Source organism: Kitasatospora xanthocidica (assembly GCF_014656195.1).
Taxonomy (GTDB): domain Bacteria; phylum Actinomycetota; class Actinomycetes; order Streptomycetales; family Streptomycetaceae; genus Kitasatospora; species Kitasatospora xanthocidica.
In genome coordinates, this window is record NZ_BNBY01000012.1 from 69,672 (window position 1) to 88,536 (window position 18,865).

Sequence of the window (18,865 nt, forward strand, 5' to 3'; positions counted from 1 at the left end):
GTGACGAGAAGCACGCTCTGGTCCTACGCCGAGATCGCCCGCCACATCAACGTCCAGCCCGAGACCGTCCGCAACTACCGGCGGCACGGCCTGCTGCCCGACCCGGACCTGACCGACGACAACGGCCACCCCCGCTGGTACCCCGACACCATCCGCGCCTGGGCCCGCAACCGCCCCCGCCACCGCTGATCCCCACCCCCTCGGGGACCCCCGGCGACCGCCCCGCCACCGCCCCGCCCGCGTCCCCGGCGTTCTGGTGATTCCAGCCACAGCCCGGCACGGGGACGGGGGCAAAGTGCCCCTCCGCCCTTACCCTCGACACACCAACGCAGTGCTACCGGCCGGTCCACCGGCCCGGCCTGCCGTTTTCCATGCTGTTTTCCATGCCGTTTTCCAGCAGCAGCCAGGACGTGTCGGGGCGGAGGGGCTCGGATGAAACTGACCGTGGTGGGGTGCTCGGGGAGCTTCCCGTCCGCCGACTCGCCCTGCTCCAGCTACCTGGTCGAGGCCGAGGGCTACCGCGTCGTCCTCGACCTCGGCAACGGAGCCCTCGGCGCCCTGCAGAAGTACACCGGCCTCTACGACGTCGACGCCGTCCTGCTCAGCCACCTGCACGCCGACCACTGCGTCGACCTCTGCGCCTACTGGGTGGCCCGCAACTACCGCGCCGAGGGCTGCCCCGAGCTGCTGCCCGTGTACGGACCGGCCGGCACCGCCGAGCGGCTCGCCCGCGCCTACGACATGCCGGAGAACCCCGGCATGAAGGAGGTGTTCGAGTTCCGCACCCTCACCCCCGGCAGCTTCCGGCTCGGCCCGTTCCGGGTCGAGGTCGCCCAGGTCAACCACCCCGTCGACGCCTTCGCCTTCCGGCTCGAACACGGCGGCCGGGCACTGGTCTACAGCGGCGACACCGGCGAGAGCGCCGAGCTCGTCGAACTCGCCCGCGACGCCGACCTCTTCCTCTGCGAGGCCGCGTACATCGACGGCCGCGACACCTACCAGGCCGTCCACCTCAACGGCCGCGAGGCCGGCGAGCACGCCACCGCCGCCGGCGCCCGCCGGCTCGTCCTCACCCACATCCCCCCGTGGACCGACGCCGAGCACAACCGCCGCGACGCGGCCGCCGCCTACGCCGGGCCGGTCGAGATCGCCCGCGCGGGCGCGGTGTACGAGCTCTGACCTGCCAGGCCGCCGGAGCGGGTCAGAGCACCGGCGTCAGCCGGTTCCGGTCGGCGGCCTGGACGCCGGCCGAACTCGGGCCGGAGGACAGTGAGATGACGGATCGTCAACCGACCGTGCCGCGCCGGCCGGTCGCCGGACCGACCGCCGGCCTGGGTGCGGAGAGCCGCTTCCGGGCCGGCGTGCCCGCCGCTCGGCGGGGCTGGATCTAACCCCTGCCGGGCACCGGCACCGGGAGGCCGAGGTGGTCCCGCAGGGTCGGGCCGGTGTAGTCGGTGCGGAACACCCCGCGCTCCTGGAGCAGCGGGACCACCTTGTCGACGAACTCGTCCAGGCCGCCCGGGGTGAGGTGTGGGACGAGGATGAAGCCGTCGGCCGCGTCGTTCTGCACGAAGTGGTCGATCTGCCCGGCGACGGTGGCGGGGGAGCCGATGAAGGACTGCCGGCCGGTCACCTCGATCACCAGCTCGCGGGTGGTGAGCCGCTTCTCCGCGGCGATCGCCCGCCAGCGTTCGGCGACGGCCAGCGGGTCGCCGAACCGGACCCGGCCCTGGGCGAGGGCGCTGTCCGGGTCGGGGTCGGTCTCCGGCAGCGGCCCGTCCGGGTCGTGGTCGGACAGGTCGACGCCCCAGACCTGTTCCAGGAAGGAGATCGCCGTCCGCGGCCCGACCTGGGCCCGGCGGACCTCGGTCGCGCGTTCGGCCGCCTCGGCGTCGGTGTCGCCGAGGACGAAGGTGGCCCCGGGCATGATCTTCAGCTCCTCCGGCCCGCGCCCGTACGCGGCGAGCCGGCGCTTGACGTCCGCGTGGAAGGCCTGGCCGGCGGCGAGGGTGGAGTGCACGGTGAACACCACGTCGGCGGTGGCGGCGGCGAACTCCCGGCCCTCGTCGGAGTCCCCGGCCTGGATCACCACCGGGTGGCCCTGCGGCGGGCGGGGCAGCGAGAGCCGGCCCTCGACCTCGAAGTGCGGGCCGCGGTGCCGGACGCCCTCCTCCCCGGCGTCCCAGAACTCCCTGGCCAGCTGCACGGATTCGGCGGCCCGGGTGTAGCGGTCGGCGCGGTCCAGGTAGCCGCCGCGGCGGAAGTTCTCCCCGGTGAAGGCGTCCGAGGAGGTGACCACGTTCCAGGCCGCGCGTCCTGCGGAGAGGTGGTCCAGCGAGGCGAAGCGGCGGGCCAGTTCGTACGGCTCGTTGAAGGTCGCGTTGACGGTGGCGGCCAGCCCGATCCGCTCGGTGACGGCGGCCAGCGCGTTCAGCACGGTGATCGACTCGGGGCGGCCGACCACGTCCAGGTCGTGGATGCGGCCCTTGTGCTCGCGCAGCCGCAGGCCCTCGGCGAGGAAGAAGAAGTCGAACTTCCCGCGCTCGGCGGTCTGCGCGAGGTGGCGGAAGGAGTCGAACTCGATGTGGCTGCCGGAGGCCGGGTCGCTCCACACCGTGGTGTTGTTGACGCCGGGGAAGTGCGCGGCGAGGTGGATCTGCTTGAGCGGGCGGTCCGTCATCGGGTCACCTCGGCGAGTGCGAGAGCGGGGGCGGCGGCCGCGGCGGCGGGCGGGGCGGTGTAGCGGCCGGCCGGGCGGGCCAGGCCGAGGTGGTCGCGCAGGGTGCGGCCGGTGTAGCCGGTGCGCAGCAGTCCGGCGGCGCGCAGGGCGGGGGCGATCCGGTCGGCCAGGGCGGTGAGGTCGCGGACCGGGTCGGCGGGGACGAGGTGGAACCCGTCGACGCCGGTGCCGGTCGCGGTGAGTTCGGCGAGCAGGCGTTCCTCGGCGGCCCGGTCGGGCAGGGCGGAGCGGGCGGTGTCGAGCCGGGCGAGGATCCGCAGGTGCTCGCCGGCGCGCAGCCGCAGCTCGGTGGCGGCGGTCAGCCGGGCGTCCCGGTCGGGGGCGTCGAGCAGGACGACGTCGGCGTGCCGGATCGCGGCGGCGACCCGGGCGCGTCCGCCGGGGGAGGCGTCCGGGGCGAGGTCGGCCGCGGCCACCGGTACCGCGACCACCGGGCGGCCCTGCGGCGGGCGCGGGGTGATCGACGGGCCGCGGACCGAGAAGTGCCGGCCCTCGAAGTCGATGTAGTGCAGCTTGTCGCGGTCGATGAACCGCCCGGTGGCGGTGTCGCGGATCTCCGCGTCGTCCTCCCAGCTGTCCCAGAGCCGGGCGGCGACCTCGACGGCGTCGGCGGCCTCGGCCCACAGCTCGTCGGCGGGGGCGACCGGCCGGCGGCCGAAGGCCCTCGCCTCGGCCTCGGTGGTGGAGACGCCGACCAGCCAGCCGGCCCGGCCCTTGCTGACCCAGTCCAGGGTGTTGACGGAGATGGAGGTGTGGAAGGGCTCGGTGTGGGTGGTGGTGACGGTCGGCACCAGTCCGACCCGGCCGGTCAGCGGGGCGATCCGGGCGAGGGCGGCGAGCGCGTCCGGGCGGCCGGGCTCGGGGTCGAAGGAGTCGTCGAGGGTGACGAAGTCCAGGGTGGCCCGCTCGGCGAGGCCGGCGAGGGCGGTGTAGTGCCCGGCGTTGAAGCGGCCCGGGCTGTCGGGGCTGTCGAGGGCGGCGGACAGGTGGAGCTGGCGGGGCATGGTCGGCCTGACTTTCCTCGTGCGGACGCGTGCGCGCACCGCCGGTCCGTACGGGGCCGGGGTGTGCGTGGGTACGCGGGTGCGCGGTGACGGCCCGTGGGCGCGAGCCGGTACGGGCGGGGAGGGGGGAGGGGCGCGCCGGGCGGGACGTCAGCCGGGCGGCGGCGGGGGAACGGTCAGGTCAGCCGCGACACGCCGCGGACCACACGCGACCGAAGTCGATGTGGCTGCGGGTGACCAGCGGGCACGAGGCGTTCACCGCTTCAGTTGACCAGGGCTTCCGGCGGTTCGTCAACCTGCGTTTCCGGCGGTCCGGAGCAGTCCGGAGCAGTCCGGGGCGGTCCGGACACGCCGAAGGCCCCGCCCCGCCGCTGGGGGAGCGGCGGGGCGGGGCCTTCGGGCGGGGTGGCGCGGGCGTCAGGCCTTGGTGACGTCCTCGATCTCGTCGTCGTCCTCGCGACCGGGGGTCTTGAGGTCGAACTTGGTAATCGCGAAGCGGAAGAGGAAGTAGTACAGGGCGCCGAAGACCAGGCCGATCGGGATGATCAGCCACGGCTTGGTGGCCAGGTTCCAGTTCAGGCCGAAGTCGATCAGACCGGCCGAGAAGCCGAAGCCGTCGTGCACGCCCAGGCCCCAGGTGACGGCCATCGAGAGGCCGGTGAGCAGCGCGTGGATCAGGTAGAGCACCGGCGCGATGAACATGAACGAGAACTCGATCGGCTCGGTGACACCGGTCACGAAGCTGGTCAGCGCGACGGAGACCATCATGCCGAGGACGGCCTTGCGGCGCTCGGGGCGCGCGGCGTGGGCGATCGCCAGGGCGGCGGCCGGGAGGCCGAACATCATGATGGGGAAGAAGCCCGACATGAACTGGCCGGCGGTCGGGTCGTTGTGGAAGAAGCGCGGGATGTCGCCGGTCCAGACGTGGCCGGAGGCGTCGGTGAAGCTGCCGACCTGCTGCTGGAAGAAGGTGTTCAGGAACTGGTGCATGCCGACCGGGATCAGCGCGCGGTTGGCGACGCCGTAGATGCCGGAGCCGGCGGCGCCGAGGCCGGTGAGCCAGTCGCTGGCGTGGGTCAGGCCGGTGCCGATCGGGCCCCAGAGCAGGCCCATGACGACGCCGAGCAGGGTGCCGACGAAGGCCATGATGATCGGGACCAGGCGGCGGCCGTTGAAGAAGCCGAGCCAGTCGACCAGCTTCTTGCGGTGGAACCGCTGCCAGATCATCGCGCTCAGCAGGCCGACCACGATGCCGCCGAAGACGCCCGGGTCCTGCGGCTTGCCCTTCGGCAGCGCCTCGGTGACGGTGCCGTCCATCGGGAAGACGGTGAGCACCTGCTTGAAGACCAGGTAGCCGACCAGGGCGGCCAGTGCGGTCGAGCCGTCGGCCTTCTTGGCGAAGCCGATGGCGACACCGACGCAGAACAGCAGCGCCAGGTTGCTGAACACGGCGTCACCGGCGGTGGCGAAGACCTCGGCGACCTTTCCCCAGCCGAGTCCGTCCTTGCCGAAGACGTCGGGCTGGCCGAGCCGGAGCAGGATGCCTGCGGCCGGCAGGACGGCGACCGGCAGCTGGAGGCTCCGGCCGATCTTCTGCAGGCCCTGGAGGACGTTCTGGCCGATCTTCTTGGCGGGGCTTGGCTGGGCCGGAGCCGTGGCGGGCGCCGGTGCCTGCGCAGACTGACTCATGGGGGTGGGTTCCTAACGGCATGGCGGTCGGTCGGGGGAAGGCACAGGGGGCCGAACCGCGAACTGGTCTACACCACGTGTGGTGTAGACCAGTTTTGTAGCACGGGTGGAGAAGGCGGGGAACCCTGGAAAGCGCTGACGCACGGAAGCGCTATGAAATCGAAACCTACGTGCGGAACGACGATCATGATTAGCGTAGGGATTGCGATTTTGGCTATTTGCGCAACAAAAAGAGCCGGTCCGCCGGCCGCGCTCCGGTCGGCGGCGGACGGAGGGGCGGCGCGGGCGGCGCGCCGGACGGGTGCGCACGGTGCGGCGAGTGCCGAGAGTGACCGTGACGTCGCGGATCCGGACGACCGTGGTGTTCCGCGCGCGGCCGGTCGCGCTCGGTGACGCCGCGGCCCGCCGGATCGCGGCCGAATTACCGTGGACCGGGTATCCGGTAGGGAATTCGGTCCTTTCCGGAAATGCCGAAGGCCCCCGGACCGGCGGGTCCGGAGGCCATTGCGGAGGAAAGGGCGGCGGCGTCCCGCCTCAGGCCTTGGTGACGTCCTCGACCTCGCCCTCGTCCTCCCGCCCCGGGGTTTTCAGGTCGAATTTGACGATGATGAACCGGAAGAGCGCGTAGTACACCACGGCGAAGCAGGGGCCGATGATCAGGATCAGCCACGGCTTGGTGGCCAGCCCCCAGTTGATCACGTAGTCGATCAGGCCCGCCGAGAAGCTGAAGCCGTCGTGCACCCCGAGCCCCCAGGTCACCGCCATCGAGGCGCCGGTCAGCAGCGCGTGCACGGCGTACAGGGCCGGGGCGATGTAGGCGAAGGAGTACTCGATCGGCTCGGTCACGCCGGTGACGAGGGACGTCAGGCCGACCGAGAGCATCAGGCCGTAGATCTCCTTGCGGCGGTGCGGCTTGGCGGCGTGCGCGATCGCGAGCGCCGCGGCCGGCAGCGCGAACATCATGATGGGGAAGAAGCCGGACAGGAACTGGCCGGCCGTCGGGTCGCCCGCCAGGAAACGCGGGATGTCGCCGTGCACGATCGTGCCGTCGGCCTTGGTGAACTCGCCGAACTGGAACCAGACGAAGGTGTTCAGCAGCTGGTGCATCCCGATCAGCAGCAGCGCGCGGTTGAACAGGCCGAAGATGCCGGCGCCGCCCGCGCCGAGATCGGCCAGGTTCTGCGAGAAGTCGTTGAGGCCGCGGCCGATCGGCGGCCAGACCCAGAGCGCGAGGACGGCGACCACCAGGCCCACCAGGGCGGTGATCATCGGCACCAGGCGGCGGCCGTTGAAGAAGCCCAGCCAGTCCACCAGCCTGGTGCGGTGGAACCGTACCCACAGCCAGGCCGACATCAGGCCGATCAGGATGCCGCCGAGCACCCCCGGGTTCTGGTACGTCGCGGCCGCGGCCTTCGTCGAGGTGTAGTCCACGCACTGGCCGGTCCAGGCGTCGGGGACGAGGACGGTCCCGTTCTTGCAGCTCTCCGGGAAGGCGTGCAGGACCTTGTAGTAGACGAGGAAGCCGACCACCGCGGCCAGCGCCGTCGACCCGTCCGCCTTCTTGGCCATGCCGATCGCCACGCCGATGCAGAACAGCATCGGCAGGCCGAGGGAGGAGTCGAGCAGCGCGCCGCCGGCCGCGGCGAAGACCTTGGCGACGTTGTTCCAGCCCAGGCCGTCCTTGCCGAACACGTCCGGCTGGCCGAGCCGGTTGAGGATGCCGGCCGCCGGGAGCACCGCCACCGGCAGCTGCAGCGAACGGCCCATCTTCTGGAGGCCGCCGTAGAAGGTGTGCCACCACGTGGTCTGCGGGGCCGTGGCGCCTGCCGAACTCATCCTTCGACCTCCGGGAGCAGTTGCCGGCCGCTGGCCCCCTGCGGGACCCTCGGGCGGGGTCAGGAACCCCCGGGGTCCTTTCTGCGTTCATCGGAGTACACATATATTGGTGTAGACCACTTTGGGACGCAGGCCGCACTCCGGGGCGCCGGCCCCGCTGATCGTCATCCTCGGGCGACGATCCGGAGCCTGCCCGCCGGGCTGGGCCAAAAGTGGACTAACGTGGCAAACCGGTCCTGTGCGGGTGATGCTGGTCGCGCTGCCCGGCAGCGCGACCACAGCTGAACCCGCGTCAGTCACCGACCCGGACCTCGCCGCTCAGGCCGAGGGACGACCCCCACAGCACAGCACAGCGCACGACGGCACCCGGCAGAGCGGCCGGCGGGCCGAGACAGAGGGAGAAACCAATGGCCAGCAAGGCTGAGAAGATCGTCGCCGGTCTGGGCGGCATCGACAACATCGAAGAGGTCGAGGGCTGCATCACCCGCCTGCGCACCGAGGTCAAGGACGCCTCCCTGGTCGACGAGGCCGCCCTCAAGGCCGCCGGCGCCCACGGCGTCGTCAAGATGGGCACCGCGATCCAGGTCGTCATCGGCACCGACGCCGACCCGATCGCCGCCGACATCGAGGACATGATGTGAGCTGAGCCACCGGGCTCACCCACCGAGCCGCCCAGGCTCACCCGCCCCGGCCCGCCGCCCCGCCCAGGGGACGGCGGGCCGCGGCGCAGCCGCGGTCCCCGCACCCGCGGCCCGTCAGGGCCCGTCGCGGCGGGCCTCCGCATGCAGGGCCTTCGCGCGCAGGGCCGAGCCGTATCCGAACCGCCGTCCGGAACCACTACGCTCAATGCCTATGTCACGCATCGACGGCCGCACCCCCGAACAGCTCCGCCCGATCACCATCGAGCGGGGCTGGAGCAAGCACGCCGAAGGCTCCGTCCTGATCTCCTACGGCGACACCAAGGTGCTGTGCACCGCCAGCGTCACCGAGGGCGTCCCCCGCTGGCGCAAGGGCAGCGGCGAAGGCTGGGTCACCGCCGAGTACTCCATGCTCCCGCGCGCCACCAACACCCGCGGCGACCGCGAGTCCGTCAAGGGCCGCATCGGCGGCCGCACCCACGAGATCAGCCGGCTCATCGGCCGCTCGCTGCGCGCCGTCGTGGACCACCGGGCCCTCGCCGAGAACACCATCGTCCTCGACTGCGACGTCCTCCAGGCCGACGGCGGCACCCGCACCGCCGCCATCACCGGCGCCTACGTCGCCCTCGTCGACGCCGTCGCCTGGGCCCGCGACAAGAAGCTCCTGCGCGCCAAGGGCCAGCCCATCACCGGCGGCGTCAGCGCCGTCAGCGTCGGCATCATCGACGGCACCCCGATGCTCGACCTCCGCTACGAGGAGGACGTGCGCGCCGAGACCGACATGAACATCGTCTGCACCTCCGACGGCCGCTTCGTCGAGGTCCAGGGCACCGCCGAAGGCGCACCCTTCGACCGTGCCCTGCTCGACCGGCTGCTCGACCTCGGCACCCTCGGCTGCGCGGAGCTGGACGAGATCCAGCGCAAGGCCCTGGAGGCCTGAACCCGCGCGGGCCCCGCAACCGTGACTCCGGACGGACGCCCCGCCGCGCCGTCTGCTGTACAGGCCGGGCCCGGAGACCGTACGGTTCCCGCAGCACCCCCGCTGCGGGAACCGCGCACCCCCCGGCGCGCGTCCCCCACCACGGAACCCGCGCCCCACAGGAGGACCGGATGCCGTCCAGCATCGCCCGCCCCGCCGCCCTCGCCGTGGCCGGACTGATCGCGATCCTCCCGCTCAGCATGGTGAGTTGCTCCGCCGCACAGAAGGCGATCGACTGCGGCAACACCGCCGTGAAGATCACCGGCGACATCGCCGACGTCACCAAGGCCTACGACAACGCGAGCAACGACTCCGCGGCCGCCGGGAAGGCGCTGCAGAAGCTCAAGACCGACCTCGACCAGGTCGGCAAGAACTCCAAGAGCACCGACGTCGCCAAGGCCGTGACGGACCTGCAGAAGCAGGTCGAGAACGTGCAGCGGGCCGCCGACAAGAACGAGGTCCCCGACCTCAAGCCACTCGGCAGCGCCGCCGGCAACCTCACCTCGGCCTGCACCGGCTGACCGCCCCCGGTTCCTGGATAGGGTGGGCGATATGTCCACCCGTCTGATCCTCGCCACCCGCAACCAGCACAAGGTCGCCGAGCTGCGCGCCATCCTCACCGACGCCGGCCTGGACGTCGAACTCGTCGGCGCCGACGCCTACCCCGAGATCCCGGACGTCCCCGAGACCGGCGTCACCTTCGCCGAGAACGCCCTGCTCAAGGCCCACGCCCTGGCCCGCGCCACCGGCCTGCCCGCCGTCGCCGACGACTCCGGCCTCTGCGTGGACGTGCTCAACGGCGCGCCCGGCATCTTCTCCGCCCGCTGGGCCGGCAAGCACGGCGACGACCGCGCCAACCTCGACCTGCTGCTCGCCCAGCTCTCCGACATCGCCGAACCCCACCGCGGCGCCCACTTCTTCTGCGCCGCCGCCCTGGCGCTGCCGGACGGCACCGAACGCGTCGTCGAGGGCCGCCTCCTCGGCACCCTCCGCACCACCCCGGCCGGCGACGGCGGCTTCGGCTACGACCCGATCCTCCAGCCCCTCGGCGAGACCCGCACCTGCGCCGAACTCACCGCCGCCGAGAAGAACGCCATCAGCCACCGCGGCCAGGCCTTCCGCGCCCTGGCCCCGGTCGTCAAGGCCCTCATCGGCTGACGCTTCGCAGGAACGACGATGGCCCGCTTCCCTTCGATTCGAAGGGAAGCGGGCCATTTCGCTCAGTACGCCCGGTGGGACTCGAACCCACGACACTGCGGACCTAAACCGCATCTCTCTAGCCAGCTGGAGTACGGGCGCACGTCAAAGCAAGCGTACCGGTAGACGGATCCCGTTGCGGCCGCTTTCTCGGAATCGGATCAGCTATGCGGCGATGTCCGTCCGGGGGTCGGTGCGGTTCTTGTTGCGGCCGCAGTAGGTCGGTGTGATGGAGTGGCAGTTGGGGCACAGGAGGCGGAGGTTCTCGCGCCGGTTGTCGAGCCAGTCGCCGTTGATGTGGTCGACCTCCAGGGTCATCGGCTGCCCGAGCCAGATCGGAGGGGTGCCGCACGACTCGCAGAGGTCGGGGTGCCCGATGTGCACGAGCATGGTGCGAAGCCGATCGCCGGGGACTCGCTGGCTGCCCGGCGGGCGCTGCACGAGCAGCTCCTCGGCAGTGCGCCGTGGACCGGTCTTCCGCCCCTTGTTGTGCGCCTGTCCGGTGAAGTGGCCGGTGTCGAGCTGGTGGAAGTCGATGGCCTCCCGCACCAGCGTCCGCGAGTTGCCGCAATCGGTCATCCCGAGAGCGAGGATCACGCCGCGCACGCTTCGGTGCGCGGCCACGGCCCGGGCCAGGGTGTCCTTGGGGATGGCCTCGACCCTGCTTCGGCCATCACTCCTGAGCCTGAAGTGTCCGGTGTCGATGCCGAGTTCGGCCAGCCGCTTCTTCAGGTACGAGTAGAGGCTGTCGTACGGGGTGACGCCCAGGTGGGCCATCACCTCGTTGATGCTGTAGCTGTGCGCCGCGGCATCGGCCAGTGCCTCGCGCGAGTAGCGGCGGCGACCGTAGTCGGGTCGCCCCTGGTTGAAGTGCGAGGTGTCGATGCCGTAGTGGCGGAGCCGCTTGCTCAGGTAGCTGTGCGTGCCGCCCGCCATCGGCACGCCGAGCTTGCGCATCATCTCGTTGACGCTGCCGGACTCGGCGGCGAGTGCGGCCAGCAGTTCGCGGGTGTACTTGACCTGCACGGGTCCCCCTGTGGGCTGGTGGAACCCCTTCCCCGGTGTGCGAACGAGCGGCGGGTCGATTGGTTACGGTCTCCCGGATGTTTGGCTGTTGATTACCAATTGGTACAGACCTATTGACCTATGTGGTTCAGACCACATAGCTTCGGCGCCAATTGCAATCCCCCACGTGCGTGCTCCCCCACAGGTACGCGCAGGCACTCTCTCCTGGAGGACCGAGTGTTGATCCGATCCACGGCGGAGCGGCGTCCCACCGCTGCGCACCGCCGTAAGAGCGCCCGGGCGGGTGTGGCCTCGTTGGCGGCGGCGTCGCTGGCCGGGCTGCTGATGGCGACGCTGGGTGCGGCGCCCTCGCAGGCGTCGGCGGCCGTCGACAACGCGGCCTGTCGCCCGGACGGGCTGTACCAGACCCCCGGGGTGGACGTCCCGTACTGCTCCGTCTACGACACCGGCGGGCGCGAGAAGATGGGCGCGGACCACCAGCGCCGCATCATCGGCTACTTCACCGGCTGGCGCACCGGCAAGAACGGCGACCAGCCGTACCTGGTGAGTGACGTGCCCTGGGACAAGGTCACCCACCTCAACTACGCCTTCGGGCACGTCGGCGGCGACAACAAGCTGTCCGTCGGCGCGGACGGCCCGACCAACGAGGCCACCGGGATCTCCTTCCCGGGCGTGCCCGGGGCCGAGCTCGACCCGACGCTGCCCTACAAGGGCCATTTCAATCTGCTGACGAAGTACAAGAAGCAGTACCCGAACGTCAAGACCATGATCTCGGTGGGTGGTTGGACCGAGACCGGCGGCTACTTCGGGGACGACGGCAAGCGCGTCAACACCGGCGGCTTCTACTCGATGACCGTCAATCCGGACGGCAGTGTCAACCAGGCCGGCATCGACACCTTCGCCGCCTCGTCGGTCGACTTCATCCGCAAGTACGGGTTCAACGGCGTCGACATCGACTACGAGTACCCGACCTCGATGAAGGACGCCGGCAACCCGCTGGACTGGCAGCTGGCCAACTCCAAGCGCGGCTCGCTGGCCAAGGGCTACGCGGCGCTGATGAAGTCGCTGCGGGAGGGTCTGGACAAGGCGGGCGCCGCCGACGGCAAGCACTACCTGCTGTCGGTCGCGGCCCCGTCCTCCGGCTACCTGCTGCGTGGCATGGAGACCTTCCAGGTGGCGAAGTACCTGGACTACGTCAACATCATGTCGTACGACCTGCACGGTGCCTGGAACAAGTACGTCGGCCCGAACGCCTCGCTGTTCGACGACGGCAAGGACGGCGAGCTGGCGGCGGCCAACGTCTACGGCACCGGCCAGTACGGCGGCATCGGCTACCTGAACGCCGACTGGTCGTACCACTACTTCCGCGGCTCGATGCCCGGAGGCCGGATCAACGTCGGCCTGCCGTACTACACCCGCGGTTTCAAGAACGTCCAGGGCGGCACCAACGGCCTCTGGGGCACGGCCTCCGCGACCACCTGCCCGGTGGGCTCCGGCCTGACCGCCTGCGGTGACGGCGCGGTCGGCATCGACAACATCTGGAACGACAAGGACGATGCGGGCAAGGAGTCCCCGGCCGGGTCGAACCCGATGTGGCACGCCAAGAACCTGGAGAAGGGCATCCTGCCCGACTACCTGGCCAAGTACGGCGTGACGGACACCGCGCTGCAGGGCAGCTACGCCCGCAACTACAGCTCCTCCCTGGTGGCGCCGTGGCTGTGGAACGACGCCAAGAAGGTGTTCCTCTCCACCGAGGACGAGCAGTCGGTGGGCGCCAAGGCCGACTACATCGTCAACCAGGGCGCGGGCGGCGCGATGATCTGGGAGCTCGCGGGCGACTACAAGTGGGACGCCGCCGCGAACGGCGGCAAGGGCGAGTACGTCCCCGGCTCGACGCTGACCTCGCTGATGTACGACAAGTTCAAGTCGGCGGCCCCGTACGGCGCGACCCGTGCCACGACCGCGCTGCCGCAGCAGACCCTGCCGGTCGACGTGTCGTTCACCAACTTCGCGCTGGGCGACTCGAACTACCCGATCAACCCGAAGCTGCACATCGTCAACAACTCGACGCTGACCCTGCCGGGCGGCACCGAGTTCCAGTTCGACTACGGCAACTCGGCCCCGGGCAACGCCAAGGACCAGTCCGGCTTCGGGCTGCAGGTCATCAGGCAGGACAACCCGGGCCCGGGCAACGTGGGCGGCCTGAAGGGCACCTACAACCGGGTGTCGGTCAAGCTGCCGGGCTGGCAGTCGCTGGCGCCGGGCGCCTCGGTGGACATGGACTTCGTCTACTACCTGCCGGTGTCCACGCCGTCGAACTGGACGGTCAACGTGGGCGGCACGCTGTACGGGATCAAGGGCGACCTGACCCGGGGTGCGACGGACGGCGGTACGACCCCGCCGACCACGCCTCCGACGACGCCTCCGACGACGCCGCCGACCACCCCGCCGACCACCCCGCCCACGACGCCTCCCACCACCCCGCCGACCACTCCGCCCACCACCCCGCCGACCACGCCGGCCGGTTGCGCGGGTGCGCCGGGCTGGGACGCGGGTACCACCTACGCGAGCACCACCAAGGTCTCGTGGAAGGGCCACTACTACCAGAACAAGTGGTGGACCAAGGGCGACGACCCCACGGCGAGCGGCGCGTGGGGGGTCTGGAGCGACCTCGGGGCCTGCTGAACTGACGGCGGCCCACTGAGGTGAGGGACGGCGGTGGCGGTGCACCCGGTCGGGGGGTGTGCCGCCACCGCTCCGTTTCCGGCGGGACGCCGGTGAGGAAGGGGGTCAGGCCTCGATCTTGAGGTCGCGCAGCAGCTTGGCGACATGGCCGGTGGCCTTGACATTGTAGAGCGCGCGCTCGACCTTGCCCTGCTCGTCGACGATGACCGTGGAGCGGATCACGCCCTGGTAGGTGCGGCCGTAGTTCTGCTTCTCGCCGTAGGCGCCGTACGCCTCCAGGACCTTGTTCTCCGGGTCGGAGAGCAGGGTGACCTTGAGGTTCTCGGTCTCGCGGAACTTGCCGAGCTTCTCCGGCTGGTCGGGCGAGATGCCGATGACGTCGTAGCCGGCGCCGGCGAAGACCGCCAGGTTGTCGGTGAAGTCGCAGGCCTGCTTGGTGCACCCCGGGGTGAGCGCCTTGGGGTAGAAGTAGACGATGACCTTGCGGCCCGCGTGGTCGGCGAGGGACACCTGGTTGCCGTCGGCGTCGGACAGGCTGAAGGCGGGCGCGGTGTCACCGGGCTGGAGACGCTCAGTCATGGGTGGACTCTCCTGGTGCGTGCTGCTGGGACGGGCGGTCGTACCACGGCAAACTTACCCCTGATGGTGGGTGGGGCCGCGCGGCCGAGTGCGGCAGCTGACACACTGGGGCCGTCGCACCGTGCGCAACGGAACGCACGGAACAACATCGGCAAGTGAATGGGGTGGCCCGAGTGGGCGAGGCGAGCACGCAGGACAAGTCGGCGCGGACGACCGCCCAGATCGAGGCGGACATCGCGAGCGCGCGCGACCGGTTGGCGTCGACCCTGGACGAGCTGGCCGTCCGCGTCCACCCGAGCACGATCTCCGCCCAGGTCAAGGCCAAGGCCGCGGCCGCCGTCGAGGAGAAGACCGCCCGGGCGTACGTGGCCGCCAGTGGCATGGTGGAGAAGGTCAAGGCGCAGTTCGTGGACGAGAAGGGGCAGCCGCGGCGGGAGCGGATCGTGCCGGCCGCGCTGGTCGGCGTGGGCCTGGTGCTGCTGGTCGCCTCCTCCCGCCGGCGCCGCAAGGACTGACCCGCGACCGCGACCGCGACTGCGGGCGCGACCGCGGGAGAGGGCAAGGGCCGGGCGCCGGTGCGCGCCCGGCCTTCCGCGTGCCCGGCCTTCCGCGCGCGCCCGGCCTTCCGCATGCCGGGCCAGCGTCACGCTCCGCGCCCGGGGGCGGTACCTTCGGGACCGTGAGTACGAACGACGAGACCCACTCCGACCACGGGCACGATGCCACCCGCCACGACCGGCTGGGTGAGAAGCTGCCGATCCGGATGCTGCACGACCGCGTGCTGGTGCGGATCGAGGGCAGCGAGGGCGAACGCCGCTCCACCGGCGGCATCCTGATCCCGGCGACGGCGGAGCTGTCCAAGCGCTGCACCTGGGCCGAGGCCGTCGCGGTGGGCCAGAGCGTGCGCTCGGTGGAGCCGGGTGACCGGGTGCTGTACGACCCCGAGGACAAGCTGGAGGTCGAGGTCCGCGGCGCCACCTACGTGCTGCTCCGCGAGCGTGACCTGCACGCGGTGGCCGCGACCCGCTTCGGTGACACCGAGGGATCGACCGGGCTGTACCTGTGACCGGGCGGCGCCTGCGGTACTTCTTCGAGGCCGGGGTGGTCGGCACGGCGCTGTGGCCGGACGACGTGGAGAGCCCGTACGGCTACCCGGCCGAGCTCGACCTCCTGCCGATCAGTGCCGCGCTCGCGGCCGAGCTGGACCGGCTGTCCTCCTGGTTCCAGTCCTCGCTCGACTGGGACGACCCGGGCGGCCCCTCGCCGTGGTCGCGGGACGAGGGGGTCCGCTTCGAGGCCGCCGCCCGGGCCGCCCTGGCGGCGCTGCGCGGGGAGCTCGGCCCGGAGTGGACGGTCGTGGACCGGCTGCGGCCGCCCAGGTGAGCGGTCGCCGCCCCGGTGGCGCTCAGGCCAGCAGTGTGCCGCCGTCCACGGTGACGACCGTGCCGGTGGCGAAGCGCTGCTCCATCAGGTAGGCGTACGCCTCGGCGGCGTCCTCGGGTTCGCCGATCCGGCCGAGGGGGAGACCGGCGGCGGTGGCGGCGTAGAGCTGCTCGCGGTCGGCGTCCGGCAGGCCGGACCAGAGCGGGGTGCGGATCACGCCGGCCCGGACGGCGTTGACCCGGATCGGGGCGAGCTCGACGGCCAGGGCCCTGACCAGGGACTCGACGGCGCCGCAGATGCTCGCGGCGACGCTCCAGCCCGGTCCCGGCCGCAGGCCCGCGGTGCCGGAGGTGAGGGTGACCGAGCCGCCGGGGCGCAGCCGGGGCGCGGCGGCGCGGACGGCGTCGAGGGCGCCGAAGTAGCGCAGGGTGAAGAGGCGGCGGGCGGCGTCGAGGTCCAGGTCGGCGAGCGGGGTCAGGGCGAGCGGCTCGCCGGCGGTGAAGACCAGGTGGTCGACGGGGCCGAGGCGGTCGAACAGGGCGGTGACCAGGGCGCTGTCGGTGAGGTCGACGACCTCGGCGGTGGTGCCGGTGGGCAGGGTGGCGAGGGCGCGTTCGGCGCTGTCGGCGCGGCTGGAGACGACGGTGACGCGGGCGCCGCGGCGGGCGGCGAGGCCGGCGGTGGCGAGGCCGAGGCCGGAGGTGCCGCCGAGGACGACGGCGTGCTGGTCGGTGAGGGACACGGTGGTGCCTTTCGGGCCGGGGGAGCGGTTCGGGGGGTGCTTCGGGGGGTGTGCCGGGGGTGTTCCGGGGTGTGTTCCGGGGGGTGTGTCGATCCTGGGTCGCGCGGGGCGCGGGCGTCCAAGACCTGTTCCGTCCGCTGTCATACCCTCGGGGTATCAGTCGAGGTGGGGAACCCGGAGGGCGGGCGATGGACGTCGATCTGCGGAAGCTGCGGTACTTCGTCGCGGTGGCTCGACAGCTGCATTTCGGGCGGGCGGCGGCCGAGTTGCACATCGCGCAGCCGGTGCTGTCCCGGCAGATCCGGGCCTTGGAGGCGGAGTTCGGTGCGCAGCTGTTCCGGCGGGACCGCCGGTCCACGGAACTGACCTGCGCGGGGCGGCAGTTGCTGGAGGACGCGCCGCAGTTGCTGGCGGCGGCGGAGGCGTTGCGGCGCCGGGTGGAGCGGTCGGCGGACGACCGGACGCGGTTCGTGGTGGGGTTCATGCCGGGGATCACGGTGACGGCCGTCGCGCGGGCGATGTGCGGGCGGCATCCGGGGCTGGCGGTGGAGGTGGTCCGGACGTCCTGGGCGGACCAGGCGCAGGTGGTGCTGGACGGGCGGGTGGACGTGTCCTTCGTACGGCTGCCGGTCGACCAGCGGGGGCTGGCGCTGCGTCCGCTGTTCGCCGAGCCGCGGGTGGTGGCGCTGCCGGCCGGGCACCGGTTGGCGGGTGAACCGTCGGTGGTGATGGCCGAGTTGGGCGGGGAGCGGCTGTTGCAGGATCCGGACGCGGTGCCGGAGTGGCGGGACCTGCCGGTGCCGGCCGGGCGGCGGCCGGAGCGGGCCCGGCCGAGTGCGGACACCGTGGAGGAGAAGCTGGAGTACGTGGCGGCGCACGAGGGGATGGTGGTGCTGCCGCTGTCGGTGGCGGCGTTCTACACCCGTTCGGACGTGGTGCACGTGCCGATCTCCGACATCGCGCCCAACCGGGTCTGCCTGGCGTGGGCGGCGGGCCGGACCTCGCCGCTGCTGGCGGAGTTCGCGGAGCTCGCGACGGAACTCGCGGCGGGCGGTGCGGGCGCCGGGCCGGAGTTGTCGGTGAGCGGTGCGGGCGCGGGCCCGGAGCTGTCGGTGGCCGGAACTGTCGGTGGCAGCCGCTAGGGTCCGGGCATGACGAGGCGTGTGCCGGTGATCGGTGATGGGGAGCGGCGGGCCCGGCTGGGCCGGCGGCAGCTGTTGGCGCCCTCGGCGCGGGCCGCCCGGGTGGAGGACGTGGCCGACGCCGTGGTCGGGCTGCACGCGACGGACGCGGCCACGGTGTACCTGTCGGCGTGCGCCCGGCTGGCCGGGCCCTCGGCGGCGGAGGTGGACCGGGCGCTGTACGAGGACGTCTCGCTGGTGAAGCTGCTGTCGATGCGGCGGACGATCTTCGCGGTGACGGAGGGCTTCGCCCCGTACGTGAGTGCCGCGGCGGCGCGGCCGATCGCGGTCAAGGAGCGGGCGACGCTGCTGAAGCACCTGCGCGACCACGCCGAGGGCTGGGACGAGCGGCGGCTGGCCGCGACCGAGCGGGAGGTGCTGGCCGCGCTGGACCGGCGCGGCGAGGCGACGACCAAGGAACTCGGCGACGACGTCCCGCAGTTGCGCGAGACCATGCTGATGTCGGCGGGCAAGCCGTACGAGGCGAAGCAGAGTGTGGGTAGCCGGCTGCTGCGGCTGCTGGCCTCGGACGGGCACGTGCGCCGCTGCCGTCCGCGCGGTTCGTGGCTGAGTAGCAGTTACCCGTGGGCGCTGGTGCCGCAGTGGCCGGACGTGCCGGTGCGGGAGGCGAAGGCGGAGGTGGTGCGCCGCTGGCTGGCCGGGTACGGCCCGGCGACGGTCGAGGACGTGAAGTGGTGGACGGGCTGGACGCTGGGGGACGTCCGCAAGGCCCTGGCGGACCTCGGCGCGCGGGACGTGGAGCTGGCGGGCGGTGCGGCCGCCCTGGTGCTGCCGGGCGACGACGCGCCGGTGCCGGAGCCGGAGCCGTGGGCGGCGCTGCTGCCGGCGCTGGACCCGGCGGTGATGGGCTGGCGCGGGCGGGACTGGTACCTGCGGCCGGAGGACGTGCCGTCGCTGTTCGACCGGGCGGGCAACGCCGGGCCGACGGTGTGGTGGTGCGGCGAGGTGGTGGGCGGCTGGGCGCAGCGGGCCGACGGGGAGTTGGTGTGGCGGCTGTTCCGGGACGTCGGGGCGGAGGCGGAGCGGGCGGTCGCGGCGGAGGCGGAGCGGTTGGCGGGGTGGCTGGGGGAGGTGCGGGTGACGCCGCGGTTCCGGACGCCGGTGGAGCGGGAGCTGGTGGCGCGGCGGTAGCCCGCGGCGCCCGATGACTCGCGCCACCGGGACG

The 18,865-nt window shown here is 72.1% G+C and carries 19 protein-coding genes and 1 tRNA gene; 12 read left to right on the plus strand and 8 right to left on the minus strand.

Translation table 11 applies throughout. From position 1 onward, the window contains the following. Together IE332_RS21985 and IE332_RS21990 are read left to right on the plus strand one after the other, a co-directional pair. Complete coding sequence (locus tag IE332_RS21985; RefSeq protein WP_189919143.1) at nucleotides 1-189, plus strand: MerR family transcriptional regulator; 189 nt, start codon at nucleotides 1-3, stop codon at nucleotides 187-189. A 243-nt stretch (nucleotides 190-432) separates the two neighbouring features. Then, nucleotides 433-1,179 carry an MBL fold metallo-hydrolase gene (locus IE332_RS21990; protein WP_189919145.1) on the plus strand — a complete coding sequence of 249 codons (747 nt, stop codon included), beginning with the start codon at nucleotides 433-435 and terminating at the stop codon, nucleotides 1,177-1,179. 208 nt (nucleotides 1,180-1,387) lie between these two features. Here IE332_RS21990 and IE332_RS21995 read toward each other — a convergent pair whose 3' ends face one another. From IE332_RS21995 to IE332_RS22010, 4 genes are all read right to left on the minus strand, one after another. After that, a complete protein-coding gene (locus IE332_RS21995; protein WP_189919147.1) occupies nucleotides 1,388-2,680 on the minus strand; it encodes an LLM class flavin-dependent oxidoreductase in 1,293 nt (430 codons plus the stop codon). Continuing rightward, a complete protein-coding gene (locus IE332_RS22000) occupies nucleotides 2,677-3,744 on the minus strand; it encodes an LLM class flavin-dependent oxidoreductase (RefSeq protein ID WP_189919149.1) in 1,068 nt (355 codons plus the stop codon). Before IE332_RS22000 ends, IE332_RS21995 begins: the two co-directional genes overlap by 4 nt. Before the next feature lie 417 nt (nucleotides 3,745-4,161). After that, entirely contained in the window at nucleotides 4,162-5,433 is a 1,272-nt protein-coding gene (locus IE332_RS22005; RefSeq protein ID WP_189919151.1) for a PTS transporter subunit EIIC, read from the minus strand. A 534-nt stretch (nucleotides 5,434-5,967) separates the two neighbouring features. After that, complete coding sequence (locus tag IE332_RS22010; protein ID WP_189919153.1) at nucleotides 5,968-7,269, minus strand: PTS transporter subunit EIIC; 1,302 nt, start codon at nucleotides 7,267-7,269, stop codon at nucleotides 5,968-5,970. Nucleotides 7,270-7,676: 407 nt separating this feature from the next. Between IE332_RS22010 and IE332_RS22015 the strand changes: the two genes are divergently transcribed. The 4 genes from IE332_RS22015 (at nucleotide 7,677) to rdgB (ending at nucleotide 10,044) form a co-directional block, all read left to right on the plus strand. Continuing rightward, nucleotides 7,677-7,910: a PTS sugar transporter subunit IIB gene (locus IE332_RS22015; RefSeq protein WP_030060521.1), complete on the plus strand. Its 234-nt coding sequence runs from the start codon at nucleotides 7,677-7,679 to the stop codon at nucleotides 7,908-7,910. Nucleotides 7,911-8,121: 211 nt separating this feature from the next. Then, nucleotides 8,122-8,847, plus strand: a complete 726-nt coding sequence (rph, locus tag IE332_RS22020) for a ribonuclease PH (RefSeq protein WP_189919155.1) — start codon at nucleotides 8,122-8,124, stop codon at nucleotides 8,845-8,847. A gap of 170 nt (nucleotides 8,848-9,017) precedes the next feature. Then, a complete protein-coding gene (locus IE332_RS22025) occupies nucleotides 9,018-9,407 on the plus strand; it encodes a hypothetical protein (protein WP_189919157.1) in 390 nt (129 codons plus the stop codon). A gap of 31 nt (nucleotides 9,408-9,438) precedes the next feature. Beyond that, complete coding sequence (rdgB, locus tag IE332_RS22030) at nucleotides 9,439-10,044, plus strand: RdgB/HAM1 family non-canonical purine NTP pyrophosphatase (RefSeq protein ID WP_189919167.1); 606 nt, start codon at nucleotides 9,439-9,441, stop codon at nucleotides 10,042-10,044. A 66-nt stretch (nucleotides 10,045-10,110) separates the two neighbouring features. Here the strand turns inward: rdgB and IE332_RS22035 are convergent. Continuing rightward, a tRNA-Leu gene (locus tag IE332_RS22035) sits at nucleotides 10,111-10,185 on the minus strand. A 63-nt stretch (nucleotides 10,186-10,248) separates the two neighbouring features. After that, the gene (locus IE332_RS22040; RefSeq protein WP_189919170.1) at nucleotides 10,249-11,109 is read right to left on the minus strand and encodes an HNH endonuclease signature motif containing protein; all 861 of its coding nucleotides are present in this window, start codon (nucleotides 11,107-11,109) and stop codon (nucleotides 10,249-10,251) included. 324 nt (nucleotides 11,110-11,433) lie between these two features. Here IE332_RS22040 and IE332_RS22045 point away from each other — a divergent pair, with 324 nt between their 5' ends. Continuing rightward, a complete protein-coding gene (locus IE332_RS22045) occupies nucleotides 11,434-13,794 on the plus strand; it encodes a chitinase C-terminal domain-containing protein (protein ID WP_229928827.1) in 2,361 nt (786 codons plus the stop codon). A 105-nt stretch (nucleotides 13,795-13,899) separates the two neighbouring features. On the opposite strand, the gene bcp is transcribed toward IE332_RS22045, so the two are convergent. Continuing rightward, nucleotides 13,900-14,373: a thioredoxin-dependent thiol peroxidase gene (bcp, locus tag IE332_RS22050; RefSeq protein WP_189919174.1), complete on the minus strand. Its 474-nt coding sequence runs from the start codon at nucleotides 14,371-14,373 to the stop codon at nucleotides 13,900-13,902. Nucleotides 14,374-14,546: 173 nt separating this feature from the next. Here bcp and IE332_RS22055 point away from each other — a divergent pair, with 173 nt between their 5' ends. The 3 genes from IE332_RS22055 (at nucleotide 14,547) to IE332_RS22065 (ending at nucleotide 15,756) form a co-directional block, all read left to right on the plus strand. After that, the gene (locus IE332_RS22055) at nucleotides 14,547-14,888 is read left to right on the plus strand and encodes a DUF3618 domain-containing protein (protein ID WP_189919176.1); all 342 of its coding nucleotides are present in this window, start codon (nucleotides 14,547-14,549) and stop codon (nucleotides 14,886-14,888) included. A 248-nt stretch (nucleotides 14,889-15,136) separates the two neighbouring features. Then, on the plus strand, nucleotides 15,137-15,439 hold the full coding sequence (locus tag IE332_RS22060; RefSeq protein ID WP_079136310.1) for a GroES family chaperonin: 303 nt from the start codon (nucleotides 15,137-15,139) through the stop codon (nucleotides 15,437-15,439). Then, nucleotides 15,436-15,756, plus strand: a complete 321-nt coding sequence (locus tag IE332_RS22065) for an immunity protein CdiI family protein (RefSeq protein ID WP_189919178.1) — start codon at nucleotides 15,436-15,438, stop codon at nucleotides 15,754-15,756. The genes IE332_RS22060 and IE332_RS22065 overlap by 4 nt, the downstream gene beginning before the upstream one ends. 22 nt (nucleotides 15,757-15,778) lie before the next feature. Here IE332_RS22065 and IE332_RS22070 read toward each other — a convergent pair whose 3' ends face one another. Further along, the gene (locus IE332_RS22070) at nucleotides 15,779-16,498 is read right to left on the minus strand and encodes an SDR family oxidoreductase (protein WP_189919180.1); all 720 of its coding nucleotides are present in this window, start codon (nucleotides 16,496-16,498) and stop codon (nucleotides 15,779-15,781) included. A 188-nt stretch (nucleotides 16,499-16,686) separates the two neighbouring features. Between IE332_RS22070 and IE332_RS22075 the strand changes: the two genes are divergently transcribed. Together IE332_RS22075 and IE332_RS22080 are read left to right on the plus strand one after the other, a co-directional pair. Beyond that, on the plus strand, nucleotides 16,687-17,640 hold the full coding sequence (locus tag IE332_RS22075) for a LysR family transcriptional regulator (RefSeq protein WP_189919182.1): 954 nt from the start codon (nucleotides 16,687-16,689) through the stop codon (nucleotides 17,638-17,640). A 9-nt stretch (nucleotides 17,641-17,649) separates the two neighbouring features. Further along, nucleotides 17,650-18,831, plus strand: coding sequence for a winged helix DNA-binding domain-containing protein (locus tag IE332_RS22080; protein WP_189919184.1), 1,182 nt, complete (start codon nucleotides 17,650-17,652; stop codon nucleotides 18,829-18,831). Nucleotides 18,832-18,865 lie beyond the last annotated feature (34 nt).